This window comes from Carboxylicivirga sediminis (genome assembly GCF_018156225.1).
GTDB classification, from domain to species: Bacteria; Bacteroidota; Bacteroidia; order Bacteroidales; family Marinilabiliaceae; genus Carboxylicivirga; species Carboxylicivirga sediminis.
Genome location: NZ_JAGTAR010000016.1, coordinates 54,870 through 77,815, shown reverse-complemented (window position 1 = coordinate 77,815; position 22,946 = coordinate 54,870). Strand labels below are relative to the sequence as shown.

The window sequence follows — 22,946 nt, the reverse complement described above, 5'->3', positions numbered from 1 at the left end:
CTTAGATGATGTTAGTTCCGTAATGCAACTTAAATCCATTGCGTTATTTACTTAACTACTTTCACTTTAGACCGATCTTTAAGCGTCTCAAAACCTTTAACAATAAGCCTTTCATTCACTTTTAATCCTTCCGTCACCTCGATCTCTGTTAATGTTTCAATCCCGGTACGTATATATCGTTTTTCGGCAGCTGAATTTTTGGCAATAAACACCATTTTTCGGTTCCCTTCTGTCAACACCACGTCTTTGGGTATTACCAATGCACTATCACGCTGTTCAACAACAATCTCGGCCTTAACAAACATTCCAGGTTTTAACAATTCCTGCTTATTAACCACCCTGATGCGCCCTTTAAAAGTGCGGGCCTCCATATCAATTGCAGGTGATAGCTCTGTAATTCTACCTTTAAGTGTATCATCGGGCAGAGCATAATTCATAATGTTGGCTGGCTGATTAATCTGCACTTGTCCCATCAGGTTTTCGGGCATGCTTAAATCCATCAGCATAGTAGAGTAATTCATCATGCTTAACACTTCCTGCCCGTTTTCGATGCGTATACCTGGTGAGTAATAAGGCAGGTCTGTTATTATGCCTGAAAAAGGAGCCCTGATACTCAACTTGGCAATACTAAGCTCAGCATTTTCATAGGTCTGTTTGGCCGTTAGCAAGGTTTTTTCTGAATTGACCAATTCGCGTTTGGTTACACCACCTTTCTCATAAAGTGCCTGCTGTTTCTCATATTCCATTTCTGAAATTTCCATATCGAGCTCGGCCCCTTCAATATTAGCGTTATTACTGTATTCCTTGTCTTCCAACAAAATTATCAGCTGGCCTTTATTTACAAAATCACCCATTTTATAAGGTTGACCGGTTTTTGGGTTTTTCTGCAAATAATAATTGGCTGCCAGCTCCGTTTTTACGGCAATTTCCAGCTCTGGCTTGATAGAACCAGTGGTTATTAAAGTCTGCTCAATTGGCTTTTTATCTACCTCTTGCACAGAAACATTTACAGCCACATCTGTATTGAAATTGGTGGCTTCATTCTTACAAGATGACATTAAAAGGCCAGATAGTGCAACCAGAAAAATGGCCTTGTACATGTTTGCTACGGGAAAGTATTTAGTTGTTATCATGATTATATTATTTCAATAGTTATTAGTTGGTGTTATTGAATCATTTCATATTTCATTACATCATCAATGATGCTGCGCTGCTGTTCAAAATCGTATAGCGTTTGCAGCTTCATATTTAGCAACTCCAGTTTATAACTTATCAGTTCGGCTGTAAGCGCATTTTTCTTTTGAGTTAACTGGTTTTGAAACAGGTTCAGATCCATACTGGTCAAGTCACCATTCCGATATTTCTCCAGATTGATTTCGTAGGTTAACTTGGCATTTTCTTCATTCTTGCGGGCAATATCAATCTGTATCAAGGCATTTTTAATGCTGCGATCTATTTTGCGAATATCCAGTCGGATGGTTTTTTGTTCGTCCTGTAAATTATATTCACTTGTTTGCAGCGATGCTTCGGCTGCACGCATACGTGCTTTTTTTTCACCCCAGTCAAATAATGGTATTTCTAAACTAAAGCGGATATCCTCATTATCATTGGGATTATCATAAATACCTTTTATCTTTTCATTCTCACCAAACAGCCCCACCGACACATTCAGGTTACCTTTGAACTCATTGGTAGCGTTGGTTTTTATCAGCTCAAACTGCCCGGTTTCAATATCAATCTGTCGTTGACGAATCTCCATGCGGTTGGCCAGCGCAAAATTGGTGGCCATACTTAAATCAATATCCACCGGCAACACAGATACCTCAGCTATCACCATTAGCTCTTCGGATAACGGCAATCCCAGCATTTGCTTAAAATTATCTTTGATATTCTCCAATTCCACCTCATTATTCTGAACCGTTGATTGACTGGTCATCATATCAAGTTCGGCCTGTAACATTTCCTCTTTGGCGGTTAATCCTGCTTCCACCTTGTTACTGATTATCTCAAAACTTTTCCTGCGATTGGCATATTCTTCACGTGATGTGATCAGTTCCATCTGCTTTTGATAGATTTGATAAAAGTATTGCGTAATCTGTCTTTCTACGTTTAATGCTTCAAGTGCGTAGTTTAACTTTGCATTTTCGTGATCAAACTCCAACTCTTTCAGTGTCATCTTGGTACGGTTATAGGTAAACAATGGCTGATCAATACTCAGGCGCAGGTTATTGCTAAACCCTTCAAAAGAGTTGGCTGATGAAGTACTGTAGTTATCCCTGTATCCAAAGGTATTTTCCAATGAAATAGTACCATCGGTCCATATCACTGGCTGCCTCACACTAAATGTTCCGTTACTTTGGGTACTCTCAGAAGTAAACCATTGCTGGTTGAACTCGTCATACTGCCGGTTATTGGAATATATATAAGGATTAAGATTAAGCCGGAAGTTAGAACGTAATGCGGCGCGCTGGGCAATGAGCAATTCACGTGTTCGTTCCAAACCGAGTCTCATCCGCACAATCTGCGGACTATTTTTTAAGGCCTCATCAACCGATTGTTGCAGAGTCATCAGGCGCTGTGCATTGCCCGATAACGAGCTCAGCAACACCAGACATAATCCAATTAAGACTTTTTTCATCTGTTTAAAATTTATCTTCATTTGTCAGATGAACTCACAATGAATTTTAATCATGCTCAAGTGTGTAGTTTAGCATCCTAACATTCATATTCGTTTCATGTGACTTTATTATTACTCGTTCTTCAGTTTATTAGTTATTTATTTCACATCCAGAAATGGCCGAAATCAACTCTTCATTAATTACTTTTTAACCCACTTTACAGCATCGCCAATTACAAACTCATAACTGGTATCATCTGATAATTTGACTTGAGCAATGCCTGCTGAAAAGTAGTATTCGCCCAGGTATTGCCAGCCATCGTTATTGCTACCCACCGTAATGGTCACTTCATCCTGACCATCATCGTGCCACACAGTAAAATTGTAATCGGCCTCTCTGTTGTCATTACCGCCTCTTCTTCGACCAAAACGGAAGCCAATGTTTGGCACATAGGCATATACTGCATACGAACCTGGTTGTGGTATTTTTGCATTCCAGCTCACATACCCTTCACCTGAACCTTTGCGCTTATAAACACCTGATTTGAGGTATTCTCCAAAGAATTTATCACCAGCTACGGGTTCCCATTTAACAGGTGGATTCCAGAAACGCACCATCCCGTATGTTCCACTATCCTCCTCTTCATTCTGCATACTGGCCCACCAGTCTTTAACAGTCCGGCTTTCACCTGTATTTACAAGCGAGAACCCATCATCCTCATTATCTACAATAATTTCGTTGGCCAACTGAAAGTCAAGACCCTTAGTTGTTTCTCTGGCTCCTTCGAAAAAGTCAATTCGTTTATTATTTCTATTTATCTCTCTAATGATGAGTGTTTGATTAGATGGAATATTTTCAGCCAGGAAGGTATTGACACTAACGTCCCTTGGTTCTTCATCCAACAAAAATCCTATTTCATAAGATTTACCGGCTTCAACCAGGTAGCTTTGCTCATTATCCTGCTCGGCATCCATTTGGAAGCGACCGCGAAAACGCCCCCGTCCTCCCCCTTGCATGCCTTCCCTCACGGTAAAAGCAATAATTCCGTCGGCGTCACCTTTATTGGTAACCGTTACTTTTAAAAAGTAGCGAACACGATTGCCGTCCTTTACCTCATTAACATCCACAGAACTGAACAAAAAGGCCGGATTATACGCCGCATTTAGCCAATTGTCATAAATACTTTTGAAATCAACTTTTGTAATATGGTTAATATCTGTTGTAAAATCGCTCACTGATTGGTTCTCAAACCTTTTAGACTCAAGCAATTTATCCAGCTGCTTATCGAAGTTGCTCTGTCCCACATTTACTTTCAGGTTAGAAAACAGCTGATGGCCTTTTGATGCAAACACATTCCCAAGTGTATTCACATCCTCTTTGTTAATTAACTCCCTCAAACTGTTCTCACGCAATTTCAGAATGACCTCGTCGTTGCTGGATAGGCCACCCAGATCGCGTCTTCTGGTTGTACTCAATCGCTGATGCAGGTAGTTCTCAAGCGCTATTGTCAACAACGGATATTCTGACTCGCTAATCCGGTTATTATATGTGAAATACATCGGAAACACCTGGTAACGCCCCCAATTTTCAACATGACGCTCTCCTTCTTGCCGTCGACCAAAGAAGAAGCGCGAAGGACTAATAAAGTTGTCGCCCAAATAGCTTTTGAGTACCTCTATTTGCATTTCCTTATCAGATCGTTCCTCATTAGAAAACTCTGTTCGACGCTTTACTCTGTTCTTAATATTTGCTAAATCGTTCTGCCAAACTCCACCTCCATTTTCAGGAAACAACACCATCTCAGGCATGATATTTTCAGTAGCCAGCGTCCAGTTCCGTAAGTACGAATGCATATTGACAGGCACCTCTACCACTGAAAACCGCTTGTAAGGATAGCTTAAACCAAGCTTACGCTCAAAATCACCTTTAACGTTTTTAATCACATGGGAGATTGTATCATTGAGTTCAGTGAAATACTCTTTATAGAAGGTATGCTTTTTGTGGTGAAATAGGCTAAATTCAACGCTGTCAATAGTTGTTGTATATTTTTCAAAATCACCAATAATAACACTATATGCATTTAATGGTTGCTCGGTAAGAAAGCGATAATGACCATTCGACAGACTGTCACACGCCCCTTGAGACACTACCGTGAGCATTGGTTTAGTAATCACCTCCAGTTCCATATTGGTAAACGGATAGCTGGTCCAGTACTGTTTATCAGCCACCACCGGATACCAGTTTGATTCACGTGTCAGTAACACATAATCCGACTGAATAAAACTATATTGCTTACCGGCCAGCAAGGGATCCTTTCGATTGTCAGCCGCTTTAACTTCTTCAGATATATCTGCATATACCGCATCATCAATTGTAGTTCCCCAATATTCTAATGCTAAACGAATGGTATCATCGGACAATGGCGGCAGTTGTATAGTTATCAGATGTGCTTCCTGCTTATAGTCAAGCGTCTGACCATATAAATTACAACTAGTCACTTGCAATCCCGGATTAAGAGCGAATATCACCTCTTTTACAGTACTATTCTCTAAACTCAGGTGCAATTTAGCTTTGCACACTATTGTCTCCCCATTATGGTTTAATTGCAGGTGATAATCATCTATTTGATATTGTGCTTTTTTCAATCCTTTATTTAAGGTTTGAACATGACTCAAGAGCTTATCGGCCTGGAAGGAATTATTGATAACCTGCCAGGCGTTTCCAGTACTTAATACTATGAACACCAGTATACCACTCAGCAGAAATGGTTTATTAAATCGTTGTTGTTCAAGGCGTGGCAAACGCCATACGGTTGACATTATTAAAACGATACCCATGCATAAATACATAGCGCGCTGTGCGAACGTTATACTAAGGTTCGGAAATCCCGTAAAATCGGAGCGCATAAACGGAGTATAGAAGCCCAATACATCGAACAAACCGTAGTACTTATTCCGCAAATAGAACAAAGATAGCGCCAGAAAACCTAGTAACAATACGAAGGTAACGGCCTGGTTGCGTATCAGCGTCATGGTAAAAAACGACAGGCCAAGAATAAATATCAATGTTGGCAATGCCACCAATAGCGGGTAAATAAAATAGGATGACCATGGTATGCTCACTTCATTGGCTATAAGTGTAAATATGAAGCTACTTAACATGACCAAGAAATTAAGCAACAGAAACACCTTTAATACACCAAGTGTTTTGCCCAATACATAATCTGAGTTTGACATGCTTCGCACATAAAAAGCCTCTGTGGTATCCAGCTTTTTATCCCTTCCCAGAAAATCGGCCGATAAAAAAACTGCAATAACGGCTTGTGCAATATTCAGCAGCCACATGTTAAAGTATGGTGCTCCCGATGGTAATAAACGCCCGGGCCAGCCACCATCAGCTATACCTGTTAAACCAAAAAGGTTAAACATTATAATGAATCCCAGAATAATTAATGCAAAAATGCGAAAGAACCAGCTCCTGAAGAGTGTTTTGGACTCAAAGCGAGCCACTGTTTTAATATTAAATAAGGACATCATTGGTACTGGAATTTTTCATTAGCAACATATTCCATAAAATACACGTAGGCATGTTCTAGATTGGGTTCAATGAGTGTGGTTTCCCAACCGTTCACTTCATCTGCTACAAACTCTATTTCATAGCCATTGGCACCAGGTACCGAAGTAATAACCGGATATTGCTCACTGATCAGCTTCATCTGCTCAAAGGAAACACTGGTTTTAAAAACATGACCTGATGACTGCTTCACAAACGCTTCCGGGGAACCCTGGAAATGCACTTCACCCCGGTTAAGTAAAGCCATTTGCCGGCAAGTTGAAGAGATATCACCCACAATATGAGTGGATAATATTATGATGACCTCCTTTTGACTTAGATTAGACAAAATGTTCCGGAAACGGATGCGTTCTTCCGGATCCAGTCCCGTAGTAGGCTCATCCACAATAATTATTTTCGGTTCACCAATTAAAGCCTGAGCGATACCTAATCGTCGCTTCATCCCACCAGATAACTTATTGGCATAACGGTTTCGTACATCAAATAAGCCTACTTGCTCCAATAGCTCATCAACAGCAGCCAAGCGCTCCTTTTTCTTTTTTATACCCGCCAATGATGCGGCATAATCAAGAAACTCCCATGTTCGTAACTTTGAGAAAAAGCGAAAATCCTGTGGCAGATAACCCAGATATGATCGCACCTCAGCACGATTCTTCGACAATGGCATACCGTTAACAAATACCTCTCCATGCGTTGGTTTTAATAGAGTTACCAAGATTCGCATGAGGGTTGATTTACCTGCTCCATTTGGCCCTAATAAGCCAAACATCCCGGATTCAATATCCAGATTTACCTTATTAAGTGCGCGAAAGTCATTTTTATATACCTGACTAAGGTCTTGTATTTGAATATTCAAAACTATTGAGTTTAGGTTAACTGCCTTATTAACTAAAATTATACCATCACTACTAGTATCTTATCTTTAAATAAGTTATACATTACTAGCACGTTCAATAATGTCCGCTTACGTTACATTTTGTACGAAATCGTACATTTTTAACTGCTTTCTTGCAGATTTAAATAAAGATACAAACTAACATTGACAAATGCGTGCGATAACGTACATCCTAAAATTTGGTGTCATTTGGCAGCATCAATTAATCAGACGCTATAAAAAACCTAAACCTGCGAAAAAAAGCGATTCTTTTTTATTACTGAAACAATGGCAATTAGACATACAGCAACGCTTTCAGTACTATTAATCTCGCAAAAACATGTGGTTTTATTTGATTAGAAGAGTGGAATAACTATCTTTGCATCGCTTTTGAGAAAAAGCACTAAGGATGGTCCCGTAGCTCAGCTGGATAGAGCAACAGCCTTCTAAGCTGTGGGTCGTGGGTTCGAATCCCGCCGGGATCACTTTTAAAATATTCAAAAACAGTAAAAAGCGCTTAAAATCAATATTTTAAGCGCTTTTTATTTTTCTCTAAATGTCAAAAAATAGCATAAAATAAGGTATCAATCGAGACTAAATCGAGACCCATTACAAATCCGACAAAATAGGTCTCGGTAAATTGTAACATTCTGATATTTTGAAATTTAAATTAGTGTGTTTTGATACTATTTAGGTTTTGATATAGTAATTCACCTACATAACTTAGAGACCATCAGGACACAGAATTTTTTAACTTTTAAAACTGTGTGTTATGAGAATTACGACAAACTTCCTTTTAAAGACATCTAAACAAAAGAAAGATGGCTCTCACCCATTATATATAAGAGCCACCTTATCTGGTCAAAGAATTGAACTTTCAACAGGCATTTTTATTAAGGCTGAATTTTGGGATAAAGATGGACAGCTTGTAATTGGTAAACATCCCGATGCGAGATTATTGAATAAGCAGCTCAATAGAATAACCTCAAAAATTCATGAGGTATATTATAAACTAGAAGCTCTCGGCGATGATTTTGACATTTCTACTATAAAAGAACATCTAATTGGTTCTAGTTATTACTATCTATTAGATGTATTTAAGTTGGTTATACAAACAATAGAAAAGAAAGTTGGTTTTGGCTATGCAAACGGTACATATAAACACTACAAAACGACCTTAAAAAGACTACAATTGTTTCTCAAAGAAACCAAGTATCAAGATGACATCCCCTTGCACAAAATTGACTACAATTTTTTGAACGCTTTTGATACATACCTAAAAATTAAGCATCACGTAAGCGATCATTCTGTTAGCAAATACCACAAGCAATTACGGAAAATTTTAAACGATGCAGTGGCTATGAATCAATTGGATAAGAATCCCTATTCAAACTTTAAAATTAAACATTATAAAGGCAAACGAGATTATCTTTCCCTACAAGAGATTAAAACCTTAGAAACAAAAATATTTGATATTGAACGCATTAGTGTCGTCCGAGATATTTTTATATTCGCTTGTTACACTGGGCTTTCTTATTCCGATATTGCGAGCTTGTCAAAGAGCAACCTAATTTCAGGTGATGATGGTGAGTTATGGATAGTTGTTGACAGAATTAAAACAGGTACACGTTGTCGCATCCCAATATTGCCAAAAGCTAAAGCTATTATAGATAAATATAAAAATCATCCAGTAAGCAATCAGAAAGGTAAATTATTGCCAATCAACTCTAACCAAAAGATGAATTCATATCTAAAAGAAATTGCTGATATCTGCCAAATAAAGAAACAATTGACTATGCATGTGGCTCGACATACATTTGCTACTTCGATTACGTTAGCCAATGGAGTACCTATTGAAACCGTAAGTAAGATGTTAGGTCACACCTCATTAAAAACTACTCAGATATATGGGAAAATTATTGATTCTAAAATCAGTAAGGATATGAAAAAACTGAAAACACTGCTTTAAAAATTGTTTGGATTTTCACCTCGTTATTTGGGTAACAAATGGCGAGGTTTTTCATTGACTCTCGTAGAGCAAGCATTTCGTTTTTAGGTACTAAAAAACACATCTTGCATCCACTTCGTAAGAGTTTAATTAACCATTGCTTCAGTACAGTTGCATCCCAGAAATAAAACCCAATTCCCACTCACAAAAGCTTGTTGACATCTATTTCTATGATATGAATTGAGGCTTTTGATATCGCGTAAGCCACCCATTAAACAGGGCTGGTGTCATTTGCAAAAGGAAGCGGCTGGCAACATGAAACAATGGATGGGCATGCCCTCTAAAGGTTGGAAACTTAGCTGTATTTCCTTAAATGGTCGAATACTAATTAAATGGCTCATAGACAATCTGAAATACAGCTGTGTTTCACCCGCCTGCTTAGGACATCATGCGCATCCATTGAGCAATCAGGCGTCGCTTTTGCTAATCACACCGCCCGTCATACCTTTGCGATTGCGATATCAGAGGCTATGGCTTAAAATACTTTATTAGGCCTCAGCTAACTAATTCGTCTTTCAGTTGAATTGACAAGAACAGCTTGGTTATGCTGAATTAACCGTTACGGTGTCCTCCCTTTAACGCTATGCATTTATATGCTTAAGATCTCCGCTTTAAAAACACGTATGAAAATAATCTCAATAGCAATAAGATGTTCAAAACTTACTAAGACACAAACTTTAAAAGCAACTAAATCCATCGCTCCTTCGAATCCTTGAGAACTAACAGGTTAATCCAACGGCTCTAAACGCAAATAAAAGTTTTCACCATCCACATTTGTAAAGTATTTTTTCATTGGGATTGGTCCACAACTTCCATTACCGAGTGCTCCGTGTTCAAAATCGATATTTAAAATAGTAAACGGATTACTTTTAAGCTCATATGGATGTGAAGCATCATCTAACTCTTTTGTCGTATACTTGCGCATTGAAAAATTAAATGGCATTTTTGATTTGACTGCTAATCCTTCGGAAGTTTTGGTTTTGGCTTCAAACCACCTTATACCTGATTTATTACCATTTTCCTGCGGACGAGCGTAATTAACAAAGTGCTCATCTACATTGGCTGAATAAATACCCAACTGCATTCCGGCATTTCGGTCCTTATATGAGCTGCCAGGCCCTTTTCCATACCACGTACTTTCGGTGATATCGGCAGGTAATTTTACCTCATAGCCAATACGAGGTAAAGTAAAAGGCTTAATCTCACCAAAATAGTCTACTTCAAGATTGATATCAACTGTTCCATTAGAATACACAGTTATCTTTTCAATAGTGTGAAATCCACTATGATTATTCTTCGCCTTGTGCCTTTTGGCTACCTCAATCAAAACCATAGTTTTGGTATGTCTCACATCACATGATAAGACTTCAATTTTAAGATTCAGGAGATCAATGGCATCCCACTGCGAACGCATCTTTTTAATCTTATCATTATCAATGTATGCCCGTGCGAATGAGATGGCACAAGCTCCATCAATCATAACTTTCTCATTTTTAGTTAACTGAATGATTTCCCCTTTCGCTTTATCGAAGACCAATTGACCATCCTGAAAGAAAATATCAATATAATGCTCATTGCGCTTCTTCAGCTTGAGCTTTTGACTGAGCTGAGGTACGGGTAAGTTCAATTTTGCTGGCTGTATAACGAACTCTTCCCAAGCTACCAGATGCCCTGCATTAGCCCATAGTGAGTTATTTTTAGTAAAGGCTTTAACCTGTAGTACGTATTCAGCATCAGCATCTTCGATATTATTCCAATTGTGCATCTTAAACACCCCCTTTTCTAAACCAGCCAAATTCACATCCATGTTTCCATTATTCACGGGATAACCATTCCTTAATAACTGCCATTCAAAGGAAAAATTTGATAAGTCCGTCACATGAAATTTATTACATAGTTCCAGGAAGCCTTTTTTACTGTCTAATAATTTGAATGCAATGTTCTGATATGCCTTTTTTACTTCTATTGCTTTAGGAGTAGGCGTTAGATCTGACATCATAATGCCATTCATACAAAAGTTACCATCATTAGGTGTATCGCCAAAATCGCCCCCATAAGCCCAATAGTAGTCGCTTTCTGGTTGCAAACAGGCCTTGTGCGCTTCCTCCACATCTTTGATTTGATTACCATAAGTACCATCAATATGTTTTGTTATGCCCTGATCTGCCCAATCCCAAATGCATCCACCGATTATATGGGGATACTTTTCAAATACATCAATATATTCTGGCAAATTGCCAACACTATTGCCCATTGCATGGGCATACTCATTCAGTAAAAATGGCTTATCCAATTCCATTTCACCAATACGAATCATATCCTCAACAGACTGATAGCGACCAAAGCTATGTTTCTTACCTCCTTTCCAGATGCCTCCTCCATAGGTGTCATAAGAAATAGGTTCTTCACTCGAATGGTAATTAGTTGGACGTGATATATCTATTTCTTTGGTACGTTTTTGCATGGCCACCATATTAACACCATTACCGGCCTCATTCCCAAAGGACCACATAATTACACACGGGTGGTTTTTATCGCGGTGCACCATGGCTTCCATCCGCTCAACATGAGCTTTTTCCCAATTGGCATGCTTAGCCGGTGAATTGGCTCCATATTTCATGCCGTGTGATTCTAAATTAGCTTCATCAATCACTAATATGCCATACTCATCGCAAAGTTTATAAAAATATGGTGAAGCCGGATAATGTGCGGTACGAACGGTGTTTATATTATTTTGCTTTAGAAGCTTAACGGTTTTTTCGATCCGTTCCTCAGGAATATACTTGCCGTAAACAGGATCATGTTCAACAATATTTACTCCTTTTATGATTAGTGGCTTTCCATTGAGTAACAGTTCATTTTTATCCGAGAAATCTATTTGACGGAAACCTACCTTTGTAGAGATCCAATCAATTTCCAGATTATTTCTTTTCAGCTGTAAATGCAGTGTATACAGATAAGGTGACTCATGCGACCATTGGTTTACATGCTTAATTGTTTCCTGAATTGATACATTCCACTTATCATTATTATTGTTTAAGCCTACTGATCGATCAGCATCTATCAGAACATTTCCTGCGGCATCCTTAAGTACATAACTAAGTGTATAACTCTTCAAGTTTTCCTTGTCTCTGTTCGCTACTTCTACCTGAATATCAATTGCAGCTTCACCATTTTCAAGTTGTGGTGTAGTAACAAGATAATCATACAGATGGACCTTTGGCTTTGTTATCAGGTAGACATTTCTGAATATACCAGACATACGCCACCCATCCTGATCCTCCAAGTAACTGCCGTCGCACCAACGAAACACTTGCATGCGGATGGTGTTATTACCTTCCTTCAGATAGGAGGTAATATCAAATTCAGCTGGAGACCAGCTATCCTGGCTGTAACCAACTTTCTGATCATTAACCCACAGATAAAAAGCAGAAGACACACTCTCAAAACGGATGGTGTAAACCTTATTTTCATTAAATTGCTTAATTGCAATCTCACGTTGGTAAATTCCCACCGGATTTCCGTTTGCACCACTGATATACGGTGGATTCGCATCAAAAGGATAGGTAATATTGGTATAAATTGGCTTGCCATATCCTTGCATCTGCCAGGCTCCAGGAACTTTAATTGAATTCCATTTATCGGGAATCGCATTGCCCGGTACTTGCGAAACATCACTATACCATGCAAAATCCCATTGTCCGTTTAAGGATTCCACATCATCTGATGTTGCGTCGTAAAACAAAGAAGCTCGCGGAGCCATTTTATTTATTTGAGTAATCTGTTCATTTTCCCAATCGTTCTGTGCGCTTACTGCACAGCAACTCATACAAAACGAAACTATTATAAGATAGACCTTTTTCATTGTAGTTTTTCTATTCTAGTCCTGGCTGTTAATGATTCTGTCTTCATTTTACTTTACGATAACTTCGCTAATTACAGAGTTTAATCCTTCTGAAGTGGCTGTAATTTTAATGACACCCCTTTGACCTAATTCACTTTTGATAATAAGCATACATAAACCATTAAACGCTTTGCGATGATCAGCCTGAAACGGTTCTGTAGTGGCAGCATTTCCATTTCCTACCGCAGCAATACATGCTGGACCTTCCACATCAAATCTAACCATATTATCAGCTAACGGGCATAAATTACCATTCTCATCTTCAACCCGAACAGTAACAAATGATAAGTCATACCCGTCGGCTTTAATTGTATTTCTATCAGGAAGCAGCTTTATTTGGTATGGTTCACCAGCTGTAACAATTATTTTTTCTGCAGCTAACTTTCCGTTTTTATATGCGACCACTTTTAATTCTCCAGGTTCGTACTTAACATTCCAGTTTAAGCGATATGGCGAATCCCATGTTGTTTCCGGCTTTTTCCACCAAGCGAAATCCGCTGGAATTGTTGTCCTATCCTCTCCCATCACTTTCTTACCAAGTGACTTACCATTTAAAAAAAGTTCTGCTTCATCACAATTTGTATAGCAGTAAATCGGTATTGTTTTGTGAGGTGAACCTTCCCAGTTCCAGTGTGGCAAAATATGCACCATTGGTTTCTCAGTCCAGATACTTTGGTAGTAATAGTAGCGATCCTTTGGAAAGCCACATAGGTCAACAATACCAAAGTAAGAACTGCGCGATGGCCAATCTCCAGTCCATTTACCGTGTGTCATATTGTCTTCACCATTATAAGGAGTTGGTTCACCCAGGTAATCAAATCCTGTCCATACAAATTCCCCCAATGAGTGTGACATCGTTTCCTGAGCATTAGTCTCAAAATCTGGCGGATAAGCCCATGGTGGACTTACAATATCATAACTGGTTACTTGTAACGACTCATGCTTTTCATAGTTTTCAATTGGTAAATGATAAACACCTCTCGAACTCACTACAGAGGAAGTCTCAGAACCATACACAATAAAATTTGGATTATACTGGAGAACATTCGTATACTGAGTAGGCTTATAATTTAAGCCAACCACATCAACAGCATCGGCCAATCCGTTTGTAATACAGTGTGGATACTGACTAAGACCTGCGGTCACAGGACGTGTAGGATCTTCATCATGACAGATATTAACCAGGTGTTTAGCCAATTTTCCCCCATCCTTTTTTCGCTGCTCTTTTATCTCATTACCAATGCTCCACATCACTACTGAGGGATGATTACGATCGCGTTTTATCATATCCCGCAGGTCTCTCTCATGCCAATCATCCCAATACTTATTATATCCATTTTCTACTTTTCCGGCTTTCCATTCATCAAAAGCTTCTACCTGAACCAGTATACCCATCTTATCACATAACTCTAATTGTTCAGGCGATGGCGGATTATGGGCCGTTCGAATGGCATTGATACCTATGCCTTTCATAATTTCCAGTTGACGTTCTGTAGCCCTGTAATTAACCGCTGCTCCCAATGGACCTAAATCGTGATGCATGCAAACGCCTTTAAACTGCACTTGTTTACCATTCAGTAGAAACCCATTTTCCTTTGTATATTCAATCGTTCTAATTCCAAAAGTACTTTCATAACTATCGATATAAGCACCGTCTTTCTTAAGCTTGGTCTGAACCTTATAAAGATAAGGATTATCCAAATGCCATCGTTGTGGTTTTTTAACAACCAATTGCTGGTTAACCTCTGCTTGCCTGGACCCCTCGAACACAACATTGCTTTTACTATATGCCACGTTATGTCCCAAAGTATCAATTACCAATGTCTCTATGGTGAACTTACCTTTTAAGAGTTGCTTATTTTCAATTGTAGTTTGTACATTAAGTAATGCTTCATCCTCATTGATTTGTGGTGTTGTGATATAAGTACCCCAATGAGCCACATGAACTGGATGTTTTATTTCTAGCCAAGTGTTCCTGTAAATACCTGTTCCCGGATACCAGCGCGCTGATAATTCCTCAGGATTAACGCGAACAGATAAAATATTTTCTTCTCCAAACCTGATATGGGGTGTCAAATCGACCTCAAACCCAATGTATCCAAAAGGACGCTTGCCAACTTTGTGTCCATTTAAATACACTTCTGCATTATTCATAACGCCATCAAATTCGATGGTTACACAGTTACCTTGCTCCGCTTTGTCAACAATGAAATGCTTGCGATACCAAGCAGTTCCGTATACGGGTAATCCCCCGGTACGTGTATCATTTGACTCATCAAAAGGCCCTTCTATGGCCCAATCATGAGGTAAACTCAGCTTTCGCCAATCGGCATCATTAAATTTACACTGATGCTCCTGACCTATTTCGCCTTTGCAAAACAACCAATCTTCATTAAACGATTCTCTCGAACGAACCTGAGGTGATGAGCACGAATGGAATACGGTGACCAGCAAACATATTATGAATAAACTTATATAACGCATGTTTATTATCTTTTTACAACGATTTTAGTTAGGGAGTTTTTAGGCAAATGCAGAATTAAACGATCGTCTTCCACCTTGACATCGGTTCCTGCCAGATGACTTTCTGACATCATCTTATCTACAAAAGATATCGCATTAACGGCTCCTATCTCATAGCCCTTTATTTTAATCCCTGTCGACAGCGATTCCCCTGAATCCTTTTTGTTCAGTACATAAATGATCAATTGGTCATTGACATCATCACGAATTGCGATGTCATAAACATCACTGATCATTGAACGGCATTCAACCTGTTCCCTTCCCATGGCATCGGCAAACAATTCAAACATGGTAACTGAAGGATTCTGACTATAATCATCAGTTGGGTCAAGCAAATATCGATTCACAGTATTTGTTCCTTGTTCTGCAAGTGGCCAGTATGCACCCCAAAAGCAGGCCATGTGCATACCTGCATCTATGTATTGCGAAAACATTTCTGATTGCATTAACGCGGATTCAAATTTAGATGGATGTGAGGCTTCAGATGCTGAAGGACCAATATTCCATTCATTACTTGCCAGCTTGATGTGAGGATATCCCAATGAGTTCATTAACGGTTTAAATGCCATTATTTCATCAGCATAAGAGCCGCCATTATACCATTTGTTTTTAGTACTCATAGGGCTGTTATCTTTCCATAGATTAAAACTTGATTCACCCCATTGCCAGTACCAGTGAACTTCTACTATATCGATATGTTTGCCGGCTGCTTCAATCAAAGTAATCAGCGAATTATTCTCACTTGTAATATTATGTTTCCAATTTACTATAATTTCAATATCCGGATTTATTGCTTTCATCGCAGGCACATACAAATTGATCTGTTCGGCATATTCTGCGGCCGTCATCTTATAGTTGGCTCCATCATGATAAGGTTCATTATCCAGATACCAGTACCTGACAGCATAGCCATGTTCTTCACAATACTTTACTAAAGCCACAGCTTCATCAATACCATCCTGCACACGGTCATATTTCAAACCTGATCCCATATTGATTCCGAGCATTGGTTCTGCATCAATTGCCTGCACATTCATCATGTACTCATCAACATCCATATACTCTCGCGGATCCTTATCATTGGCGGTATCGTAGTTTGGATTCCAGTTATCTTTCCATCCTTCCCCGTTTAAGTTATTCCAGTGATAACGGTTAACCAGGGCCCCACCAGGATAACGTAGAATTCCGGTATTAAAACGCTTTAACATGCTTGGCATCATACCTTGTCCATTCTGCCACATCTCATCCTTCTCAAATGAATAGATCGTTCCAAATCCCATGAGGAGTGGGCTGACTCTACCCTTTGGTAAATTGGCATCCACCAGAATATCGTAAATCGTTTCCGTTGTGTCGGGTGTTAAGCTCACATTATTATTACCTTCCCTACAAGCCACAATAGCTAATATGAGTATCAATATGACACTAATATAGGTGAAGGAATATATCTTATTATCATTCATAATAACAATTTAGACAGTTATAAATACACCTTGAATAAGATGCGCAGCAAAAAAATCATGCCTCCGATTAGCAGGATGACAATCAATGCCTCAATCCAATGTTTATTCACTAAGGTCTTCTTCATACTTTTAAAAAAATTCTGTAGAAACAAACATACAGACTTGCTATTGTTTAGCTTTTCATATAAAGGTCTATTAATAACACATAGGCATCATGCTATATATGTGTTACATCTTGTCGTATTTGTGTTACTCAATTGCATTATGCGCTAATTATAAGCAACATACAAAACACCTACCTTCTGATAGTTAGTTATTTTTAAAGTATACGATCGCATATTTACGATCACTCAAAAAATTTAATTAGTTTAACTTAATTCAATCTTTATGAAACAATTTCAACTTTTACTCCTATCTCTTTTTTTTGCAGCAAGCACCGTTTCTCTTGCCCAAACAACGTGGTATGTTAATGGTGCAAGTGGAGACAATGGTAATGACGGTCAAAGCGAATCCTCAGCTTTTGCCACTATCTACCACGCAGTTGATCAGTCATCGGATAATGATCTGATAAAAGTGGCTGCTGGTACATATACACACCCTAATATCTTGATTAATAAAAGCATTACCATTAAAGGTGTGGATAACGATGCCAATGCTGTGATCATTCAGGCTCAGGCTAACGAACCTGATTATATTGGTACAGGTGCAGAATCAAATAAGCGAATAATAAGTCTTGGAGCATCAGCCGAAGTAACTATTAAAAACATGACTCTCAGATATGGAAACAGTACCACGGCGGGTGGAGCTATTGCCGTTTATGCAGGACAATCGATCACTATAGATCACTGTAACCTATTAAATTGTTATTCGGGTGCAAATGGTGCAGCTATTATATCATGGGGCAGCATAAACATCACCAACAGCTGTATTGCCAATAACGTATCTGGTGGTTTAAAAGGTGCTGCTATATTTGGACAATCTTCTAATGATAGCCAGCTCAATGATATCACGATCAGTAATTCTGTTATTTACAACAATTCTGTAACCGGATCAAACAAGGATCAAGGAGCCGCTATCTTTTCTGAAAATGCAGATGCCACTAGGGGCACAATTACAATGAACAGCTCAACGCTGGCTTATACGAAAATTATAAATCCGGCAAATAACCCAATGGCTGTAGGTATTCGTTTTATAAGAGGGAAATCACTTACCCTCACCAACTCTATCCTGTTTAATTCACTAGAAAATAAATGGGGCACAGGTCTTGATGTTGGTGGTACTGATTCGAAAGTATTTGAAATAACCGAAAGAGGCATCAATCATCACAATATCATATCTAATGCCTATGCAACTGCTATTGGAACAGACTGCATCGCCGGAGAAAACGCCACAGAAGCCGCCATTAGCTTTGGTACATTCACAAAAGGCGCAAATGGCGTTTATACCTTACCGTTGCTTGCAGGCAGTATTGCTATTGATGCAGCTGATGTTTCAACGGCTGAATCGACCGATATGCAAGATACCAATCGCGGCAGCGCACCGGATATGGGTTCCTTTGAATATACGACTGCAACAACTATTCAAAGAGAAGCAATGGAAGTATCGATAACTCCTAATCCAAATAATGGTGCATTTAAAGTAAAAATCGCCAATTCAGACAACAGTTTGCTTGAAGTGTTTGCATTAAGTGGCCAAAAGCTCTATTCGAGCCAGCTGGTTGCCGGAACAAACAGCATTGTATTACCATCTGATATAAAAGGCATCGTATTGGTTAAGCTCATTGCCAATAGACAAACCTGCACTCGTAAAATGCTTATTAGATAAAAGCCTGAAAAGTTAAAACAAGAAAGTCCTGGATGTAATGTATTCAGGACTTTCTTTTGGCACTAATAGTTGTGCTTACTTATATTCTTTTGGCGATACGCCATACATGGCTTTGAAGCTTTGTGTAAAATAGGAACGGTGCGAAAAACCAACCATATACATCACTTCACTCACATTTAACTGACCTGCTTTAAGAAGCTGGGCTGCTCTTTTCAGTCTGATGGTACGAATAAATTCTGTAGCAGTTTGTCCTGTCAGCGCCTTGATTTTACGATAAAGATTAGTGTGACTCATTCCCATCATTTCACTCATTGTTTTAACATTGAGTTCAGGGTTATCCATATCTTTCTCGAGCAAGTTCATCAGATCTGACAGGAATTTTTCATCCAACGATGTTACCGTTACCTCTGAAGGCTCCAGGTTGGTTTGTTTTTGATAGACCTTCTTAAGTCGTTCTCGCTGTTGCCACAGATTCTTGATACGTACCTGCAAATAAGCCATACTGAATGGCTTTTGAATATAGTCATCTGCACCTGTTTCAATACCTTCAGTTTTACTTTCCAATCCACCTTTTGCTGTTAACAAGATAAGGGGAATATGGCAAGTTCTGAGGTCATTTTTAACCTTATTGCACAATTCAATGCCGTTCATTTGGGGCATCATCCAATCAGAAATAATGATGTCAGGCACCTCTTTGACAGCCAACTTTTGCCCCTGAACACCATTTTCGGCCGAGATTACCTTATAATGCTTCTTTAAACCGGAAATAATATACTCGCGCATATCATTATCATCCTCAACCACAAGGATAAGTATTTTTCCACTTTCCTGCTCCAGGTTAACTTTAGCGATCTCTTCGGAGGCGTTCTGTTTAGCTTCAACCTCTTCCGCTTCTGCTTCTATTAACTCAATTTGCTCTTCATACTTATCAAATTTATTTCTATCGAGAGGAATGGAAAAAGAGAAACAACTACCACTATCCGGTTCACTTTCAAGCTTGATTTGTCCACCGTGCATAGTAACATACTCTTTTACCAGTGACAAGCCAATACCTGTACCTTGTTGATTACTGTAATTGGGTGAAGCCTGAGTATTGAATCGATCAAAAACATCAGATTGAGCATGTTTACTGATGCCACAGCCATCATCGGTGATGGCGATCTGCACTTCATTCAATTTGCCTGCCAGCTTCCTTGCATCCTTCACTTCAATTCGGATAAATCCGCCATCAGGCGTAAACTTAAAGGCATTGGAAAGTAAATTGACCAATACTTTTTCCAGTTTCTCCATATCGAACCACATCATTAATGATGATTCGCTGGTATTGTATTGCAGCAGCATATTACGTCGCTCAGCTTCCTCTTTAAACTGACCAATAACACGATCGCAAAAACGAATAATATCGTACTCCTGAACGGATAACTTCTCTCCTCCCCTTTCTATCTTACGAATATCAAGTATTTGGTTGACCAGATTCTTAAGCCTGTCGGTATTTCGCTTAACCAACATTAATGACGATTTGATCGGTTCATCAGGCTCCGATGCTAACAAGTCATCTACCGGGCTACTGATAAGTGTTAGTGGCGTTTTTAGTTCATGTGAGATATTGGTAAAAAATCGTGTTTTTATTTCTACCAGTTCTTCACTTTTTTGGCGCTGCATCGTTTGGAATCGAATATCACTGTTCGCTTTTTCCCTAGCTATAAGCAACTTCCTGGATATGACAAACAACATAACTAGAACAACAACATAGAATATTATTGCCCACAAAGACAAGTATAAAGGAGGTTTGATCCTAATAGCTATTTCACGCCATTCATCATTGAATAATCCATATTTATTTGATGCTTTTACTTTCAAAGTGTATTTACCTGGGCGCACCTGTGTATATGACACATAGGCCTGATTTGGCAAGGTCGTTCGCCATTCTTTATCATAACCATCTAGCAAAAACATATAACTACAATCTTTACCATGGCTATATTGCAATGAAGAAAAATCTAAACGGAATGTATTCTCACTGTATTTCAGCTCAATATTCTCCATTTCATTGATACGACGATTGATCACGTATCGGTCATCACGCATTCTGAAAGGTTTAATATCTTCACTTAGTATTGAGAAGTTGGTCCAGTTGACTTTAGGGATATTTGTGTCAATTTCAACATCATTCATATTGAAAGTCACAAATCCCTCTTTCCCATAAAGGACAAGTTTATCATCCTCGAGGATTTCTACATTTAAAATTGATCTAAGGCCTAAATCTGCATTGGGAATGCGCAAAAGTTCGCGACTTGATAGATCAAAGAAGTAGAAGACATTATTTGAAATCAAGTACACTCCTGATCCCACAACTGCTACAGATTGAATATCAAATGTAATCTCTTCAACTCTTTTAAACCTTACCTCATCGGTGTCAGTATAAAACAAACCGTGATATGTAGCAATCCAGAGTGTATTACTTTTATCAATAAACAAATCACCTACATACTGATTATTCGCATTAGGGATAACTTTTAAACGTTCAACTACACCTCTTAATTCATCTATTTTATTAAGTCCCTTACTAGTTGATATCCATATATTATCTTTTTGATCTGCAATTACATCAGTTACCCTGTCCGAATTGATAGAGTTTCTGTTGTCAGACTCGTGACGGAAATTATGGAATTTCAGTTGCCCTTTCCCATCTTTTACCACCTTATGCAGACCTTTATCGTATGAACCGATCCATATTGCGGAACTACTTTGAGCAAGAACATGAATATAATTTGTTTTTAGCGCGTAATCATTATAAACATCAGCCTCATAACTTTTAAAGTCAGCGGTATGACTATTATAAGTATTTAAACCTCCTGGAGTTGATATCCAAAACATCCCGTTATTGTCACAAAGCACATCACTAATTTTATTGTGTAGTAATTTGGGAGGCAAGTATTTTTGATATTCATTATGTTCTTTATTATACTGAATCAAACCTTCCCTGGTAGCTAACCATACATCTCCATTCCTTGTGCCACATAAGCCTGTGACATTTAATTCTCCTTCCAGCACTTTCGACGACTCATAAAACCTATTGAGCAACACCTTACTACTGCGCAGGTACATCTTATCAATTCCATTGTCAGTTGCCAGCCATAGGTTTTTCTGTCGATCGACAAATACCTGGTGAATGACGTTATTTGCTATTGAAAAGGTATTTCTATAGTCGTGGAAATAATTATAAAACCGCTCTTCAATTGTATTAAACAGATTCAGGCCCAGATCAGTTCCCATCCACACATTGGCTCCATCTACGCAGATTGACTTGATCACATCATTACTAAGGGATTTTTTGCCTTTAACATGCCGGAAGTTTGAATACTCACCAGTTACAGTATTGAAAACACATAAACCTGTTTCGGTTCCAACCAATAATATACTATCCGAATCCTGATAACGCGGTTGAATACTTAAGATCAAGTTGTTATTTTTTAAACTTGATTCAGGCTGCAATCTGTATTTCTTTACTTCTTTCTTCTTCCTGTCCAGGCAATTCAATCCATCAAAGGTTCCGATCCATATACGCTGATCTTTATCTTCATAAAAGCAACGTACCATATTATGACTTAAACCACTTCCCATTTCAGCCTGGTGAAGATAACGCTCCTGATACCTCCCTTCGTGATCGTAAATAAAAAAACCAGCTGCTGTGCCGATAAAAATCTCATCATTCAATCCAATATGGATAGTGCGACACTGAACTCCCCTTAGGTATTCATCATCAATTCGTTTTGAAGTTTCTGTGGTTTTATTGTATATAAAAACACCATTTTCAGTTCCAATCCATATTTGCTGCATCTTATCTTCAGCCAGAGCATTTATGGAGCCAAATGCCCCTGGTATTCCATCAGATACTAAATCAACCTGCCTTAGGTAATAGGCATCATACATGGCCAATCCATTGGAAGTGCCAAACCACATAAAACCTTCTGAATCTTCTATCAGGCATTTTACGGTAGAATTAATGCCAGGTGGCAAAGCCAGGTGTTCGAAGCGAACATTTTCATTGGCTTTAGATAAAAAACCTATAAGTAATAAGCCTAAACTTACTATGTAAAAACACTTTTTCCCTTTACTCATAATTCAAAAATACCATTTTTAAAAGATAATTGAACTTAAA

At 38.6% G+C, this 22,946-nt stretch carries 10 protein-coding genes and 1 tRNA gene; 3 read left to right on the top strand and 8 right to left on the bottom strand.

Features of this window, described 5'->3' with window-relative positions:
- Window positions 1–47: 47 nt before the first annotated feature.
- The 4 genes from KDU71_RS11475 to KDU71_RS11460 form a co-directional block, all read right to left on the bottom strand.
- Window positions 48–1,133, bottom strand: a complete 1,086-nt coding sequence (locus tag KDU71_RS11475; RefSeq protein ID WP_212190991.1) for an efflux RND transporter periplasmic adaptor subunit — start codon at window positions 1,131–1,133, stop codon at window positions 48–50.
- A 32-nt stretch (window positions 1,134–1,165) separates the two neighbouring features.
- Window positions 1,166–2,638, bottom strand: coding sequence for a TolC family protein (locus KDU71_RS11470; protein ID WP_244828418.1), 1,473 nt, complete (start codon window positions 2,636–2,638; stop codon window positions 1,166–1,168).
- A 180-nt stretch (window positions 2,639–2,818) separates the two neighbouring features.
- Window positions 2,819–6,154, bottom strand: coding sequence for a golvesin C-terminal-like domain-containing protein (locus tag KDU71_RS11465; RefSeq protein WP_212190987.1), 3,336 nt, complete (start codon window positions 6,152–6,154; stop codon window positions 2,819–2,821).
- A complete protein-coding gene (locus KDU71_RS11460; protein ID WP_212190985.1) occupies window positions 6,151–7,047 on the bottom strand; it encodes an ABC transporter ATP-binding protein in 897 nt (298 codons plus the stop codon). Before KDU71_RS11460 ends, KDU71_RS11465 begins: the two co-directional genes overlap by 4 nt.
- A gap of 429 nt (window positions 7,048–7,476) precedes the next feature.
- Between KDU71_RS11460 and KDU71_RS11455 the strand changes: the two genes are divergently transcribed.
- Both KDU71_RS11455 and KDU71_RS11450 read left to right on the top strand, forming a co-directional pair.
- A tRNA-Arg gene (locus KDU71_RS11455) sits at window positions 7,477–7,550 on the top strand.
- 287 nt (window positions 7,551–7,837) lie between these two features.
- Complete coding sequence (locus KDU71_RS11450; RefSeq protein ID WP_212190983.1) at window positions 7,838–9,034, top strand: site-specific integrase; 1,197 nt, start codon at window positions 7,838–7,840, stop codon at window positions 9,032–9,034.
- A 766-nt stretch (window positions 9,035–9,800) separates the two neighbouring features.
- Here KDU71_RS11450 and KDU71_RS11445 read toward each other — a convergent pair.
- The 3 genes from KDU71_RS11445 to KDU71_RS11435 form a co-directional block, all read right to left on the bottom strand.
- On the bottom strand, window positions 9,801–12,902 hold the full coding sequence (locus KDU71_RS11445) for a glycoside hydrolase family 2 TIM barrel-domain containing protein (protein WP_212190982.1): 3,102 nt from the start codon (window positions 12,900–12,902) through the stop codon (window positions 9,801–9,803).
- An 84-nt stretch (window positions 12,903–12,986) separates the two neighbouring features.
- Window positions 12,987–15,461 carry a beta-galactosidase GalB gene (gene galB / locus KDU71_RS11440; protein WP_212190981.1) on the bottom strand — a complete coding sequence of 825 codons (2,475 nt, stop codon included), beginning with the start codon at window positions 15,459–15,461 and terminating at the stop codon, window positions 12,987–12,989.
- A 5-nt stretch (window positions 15,462–15,466) separates the two neighbouring features.
- On the bottom strand, window positions 15,467–16,960 hold the full coding sequence (locus KDU71_RS11435; RefSeq protein ID WP_212190980.1) for a hypothetical protein: 1,494 nt from the start codon (window positions 16,958–16,960) through the stop codon (window positions 15,467–15,469).
- Window positions 16,961–17,347: 387 nt separating this feature from the next.
- On the opposite strand from KDU71_RS11435, the gene KDU71_RS11430 reads away from it, so the two are divergent.
- Window positions 17,348–18,784: a T9SS type A sorting domain-containing protein gene (locus KDU71_RS11430; RefSeq protein ID WP_212190979.1), complete on the top strand. Its 1,437-nt coding sequence runs from the start codon at window positions 17,348–17,350 to the stop codon at window positions 18,782–18,784.
- A 75-nt stretch (window positions 18,785–18,859) separates the two neighbouring features.
- On the opposite strand, the gene KDU71_RS11425 is transcribed toward KDU71_RS11430, so the two are convergent.
- Window positions 18,860–22,906, bottom strand: a complete 4,047-nt coding sequence (locus KDU71_RS11425; RefSeq protein WP_212190973.1) for a hybrid sensor histidine kinase/response regulator transcription factor — start codon at window positions 22,904–22,906, stop codon at window positions 18,860–18,862.
- Window positions 22,907–22,946 lie beyond the last annotated feature (40 nt).

What these genes read in the sequence shown, in the direction of transcription:
- KDU71_RS11475 (WP_212190991.1), bottom strand. Translation starts at nt 1,133, where the DNA reads ATGATAACAACTAAATACTTTCCCGTAGCAAACATGTACAAGGCCATT.
- KDU71_RS11470 (WP_244828418.1), bottom strand. Translation starts at nt 2,638, where the DNA reads ATGAAAAAAGTCTTAATTGGATTATGTCTGGTGTTGCTGAGCTCGTTA.
- KDU71_RS11465 (WP_212190987.1), bottom strand. Translation starts at nt 6,154, where the DNA reads ATGATGTCCTTATTTAATATTAAAACAGTGGCTCGCTTTGAGTCCAAA.
- KDU71_RS11450 (WP_212190983.1), top strand. Translation starts at nt 7,838, where the DNA reads ATGAGAATTACGACAAACTTCCTTTTAAAGACATCTAAACAAAAGAAA.
- KDU71_RS11445 (WP_212190982.1), bottom strand. Translation starts at nt 12,902, where the DNA reads ATGAGTTGCTGTGCAGTAAGCGCACAGAACGATTGGGAAAATGAACAG.
- galB (WP_212190981.1), bottom strand. Translation starts at nt 15,461, where the DNA reads ATGCGTTATATAAGTTTATTCATAATATGTTTGCTGGTCACCGTATTC.
- KDU71_RS11435 (WP_212190980.1), bottom strand. Translation starts at nt 16,960, where the DNA reads ATGAATGATAATAAGATATATTCCTTCACCTATATTAGTGTCATATTG.
- KDU71_RS11430 (WP_212190979.1), top strand. Translation starts at nt 17,348, where the DNA reads ATGAAACAATTTCAACTTTTACTCCTATCTCTTTTTTTTGCAGCAAGC.
- KDU71_RS11425 (WP_212190973.1), bottom strand. Translation starts at nt 22,906, where the DNA reads ATGAGTAAAGGGAAAAAGTGTTTTTACATAGTAAGTTTAGGCTTATTA.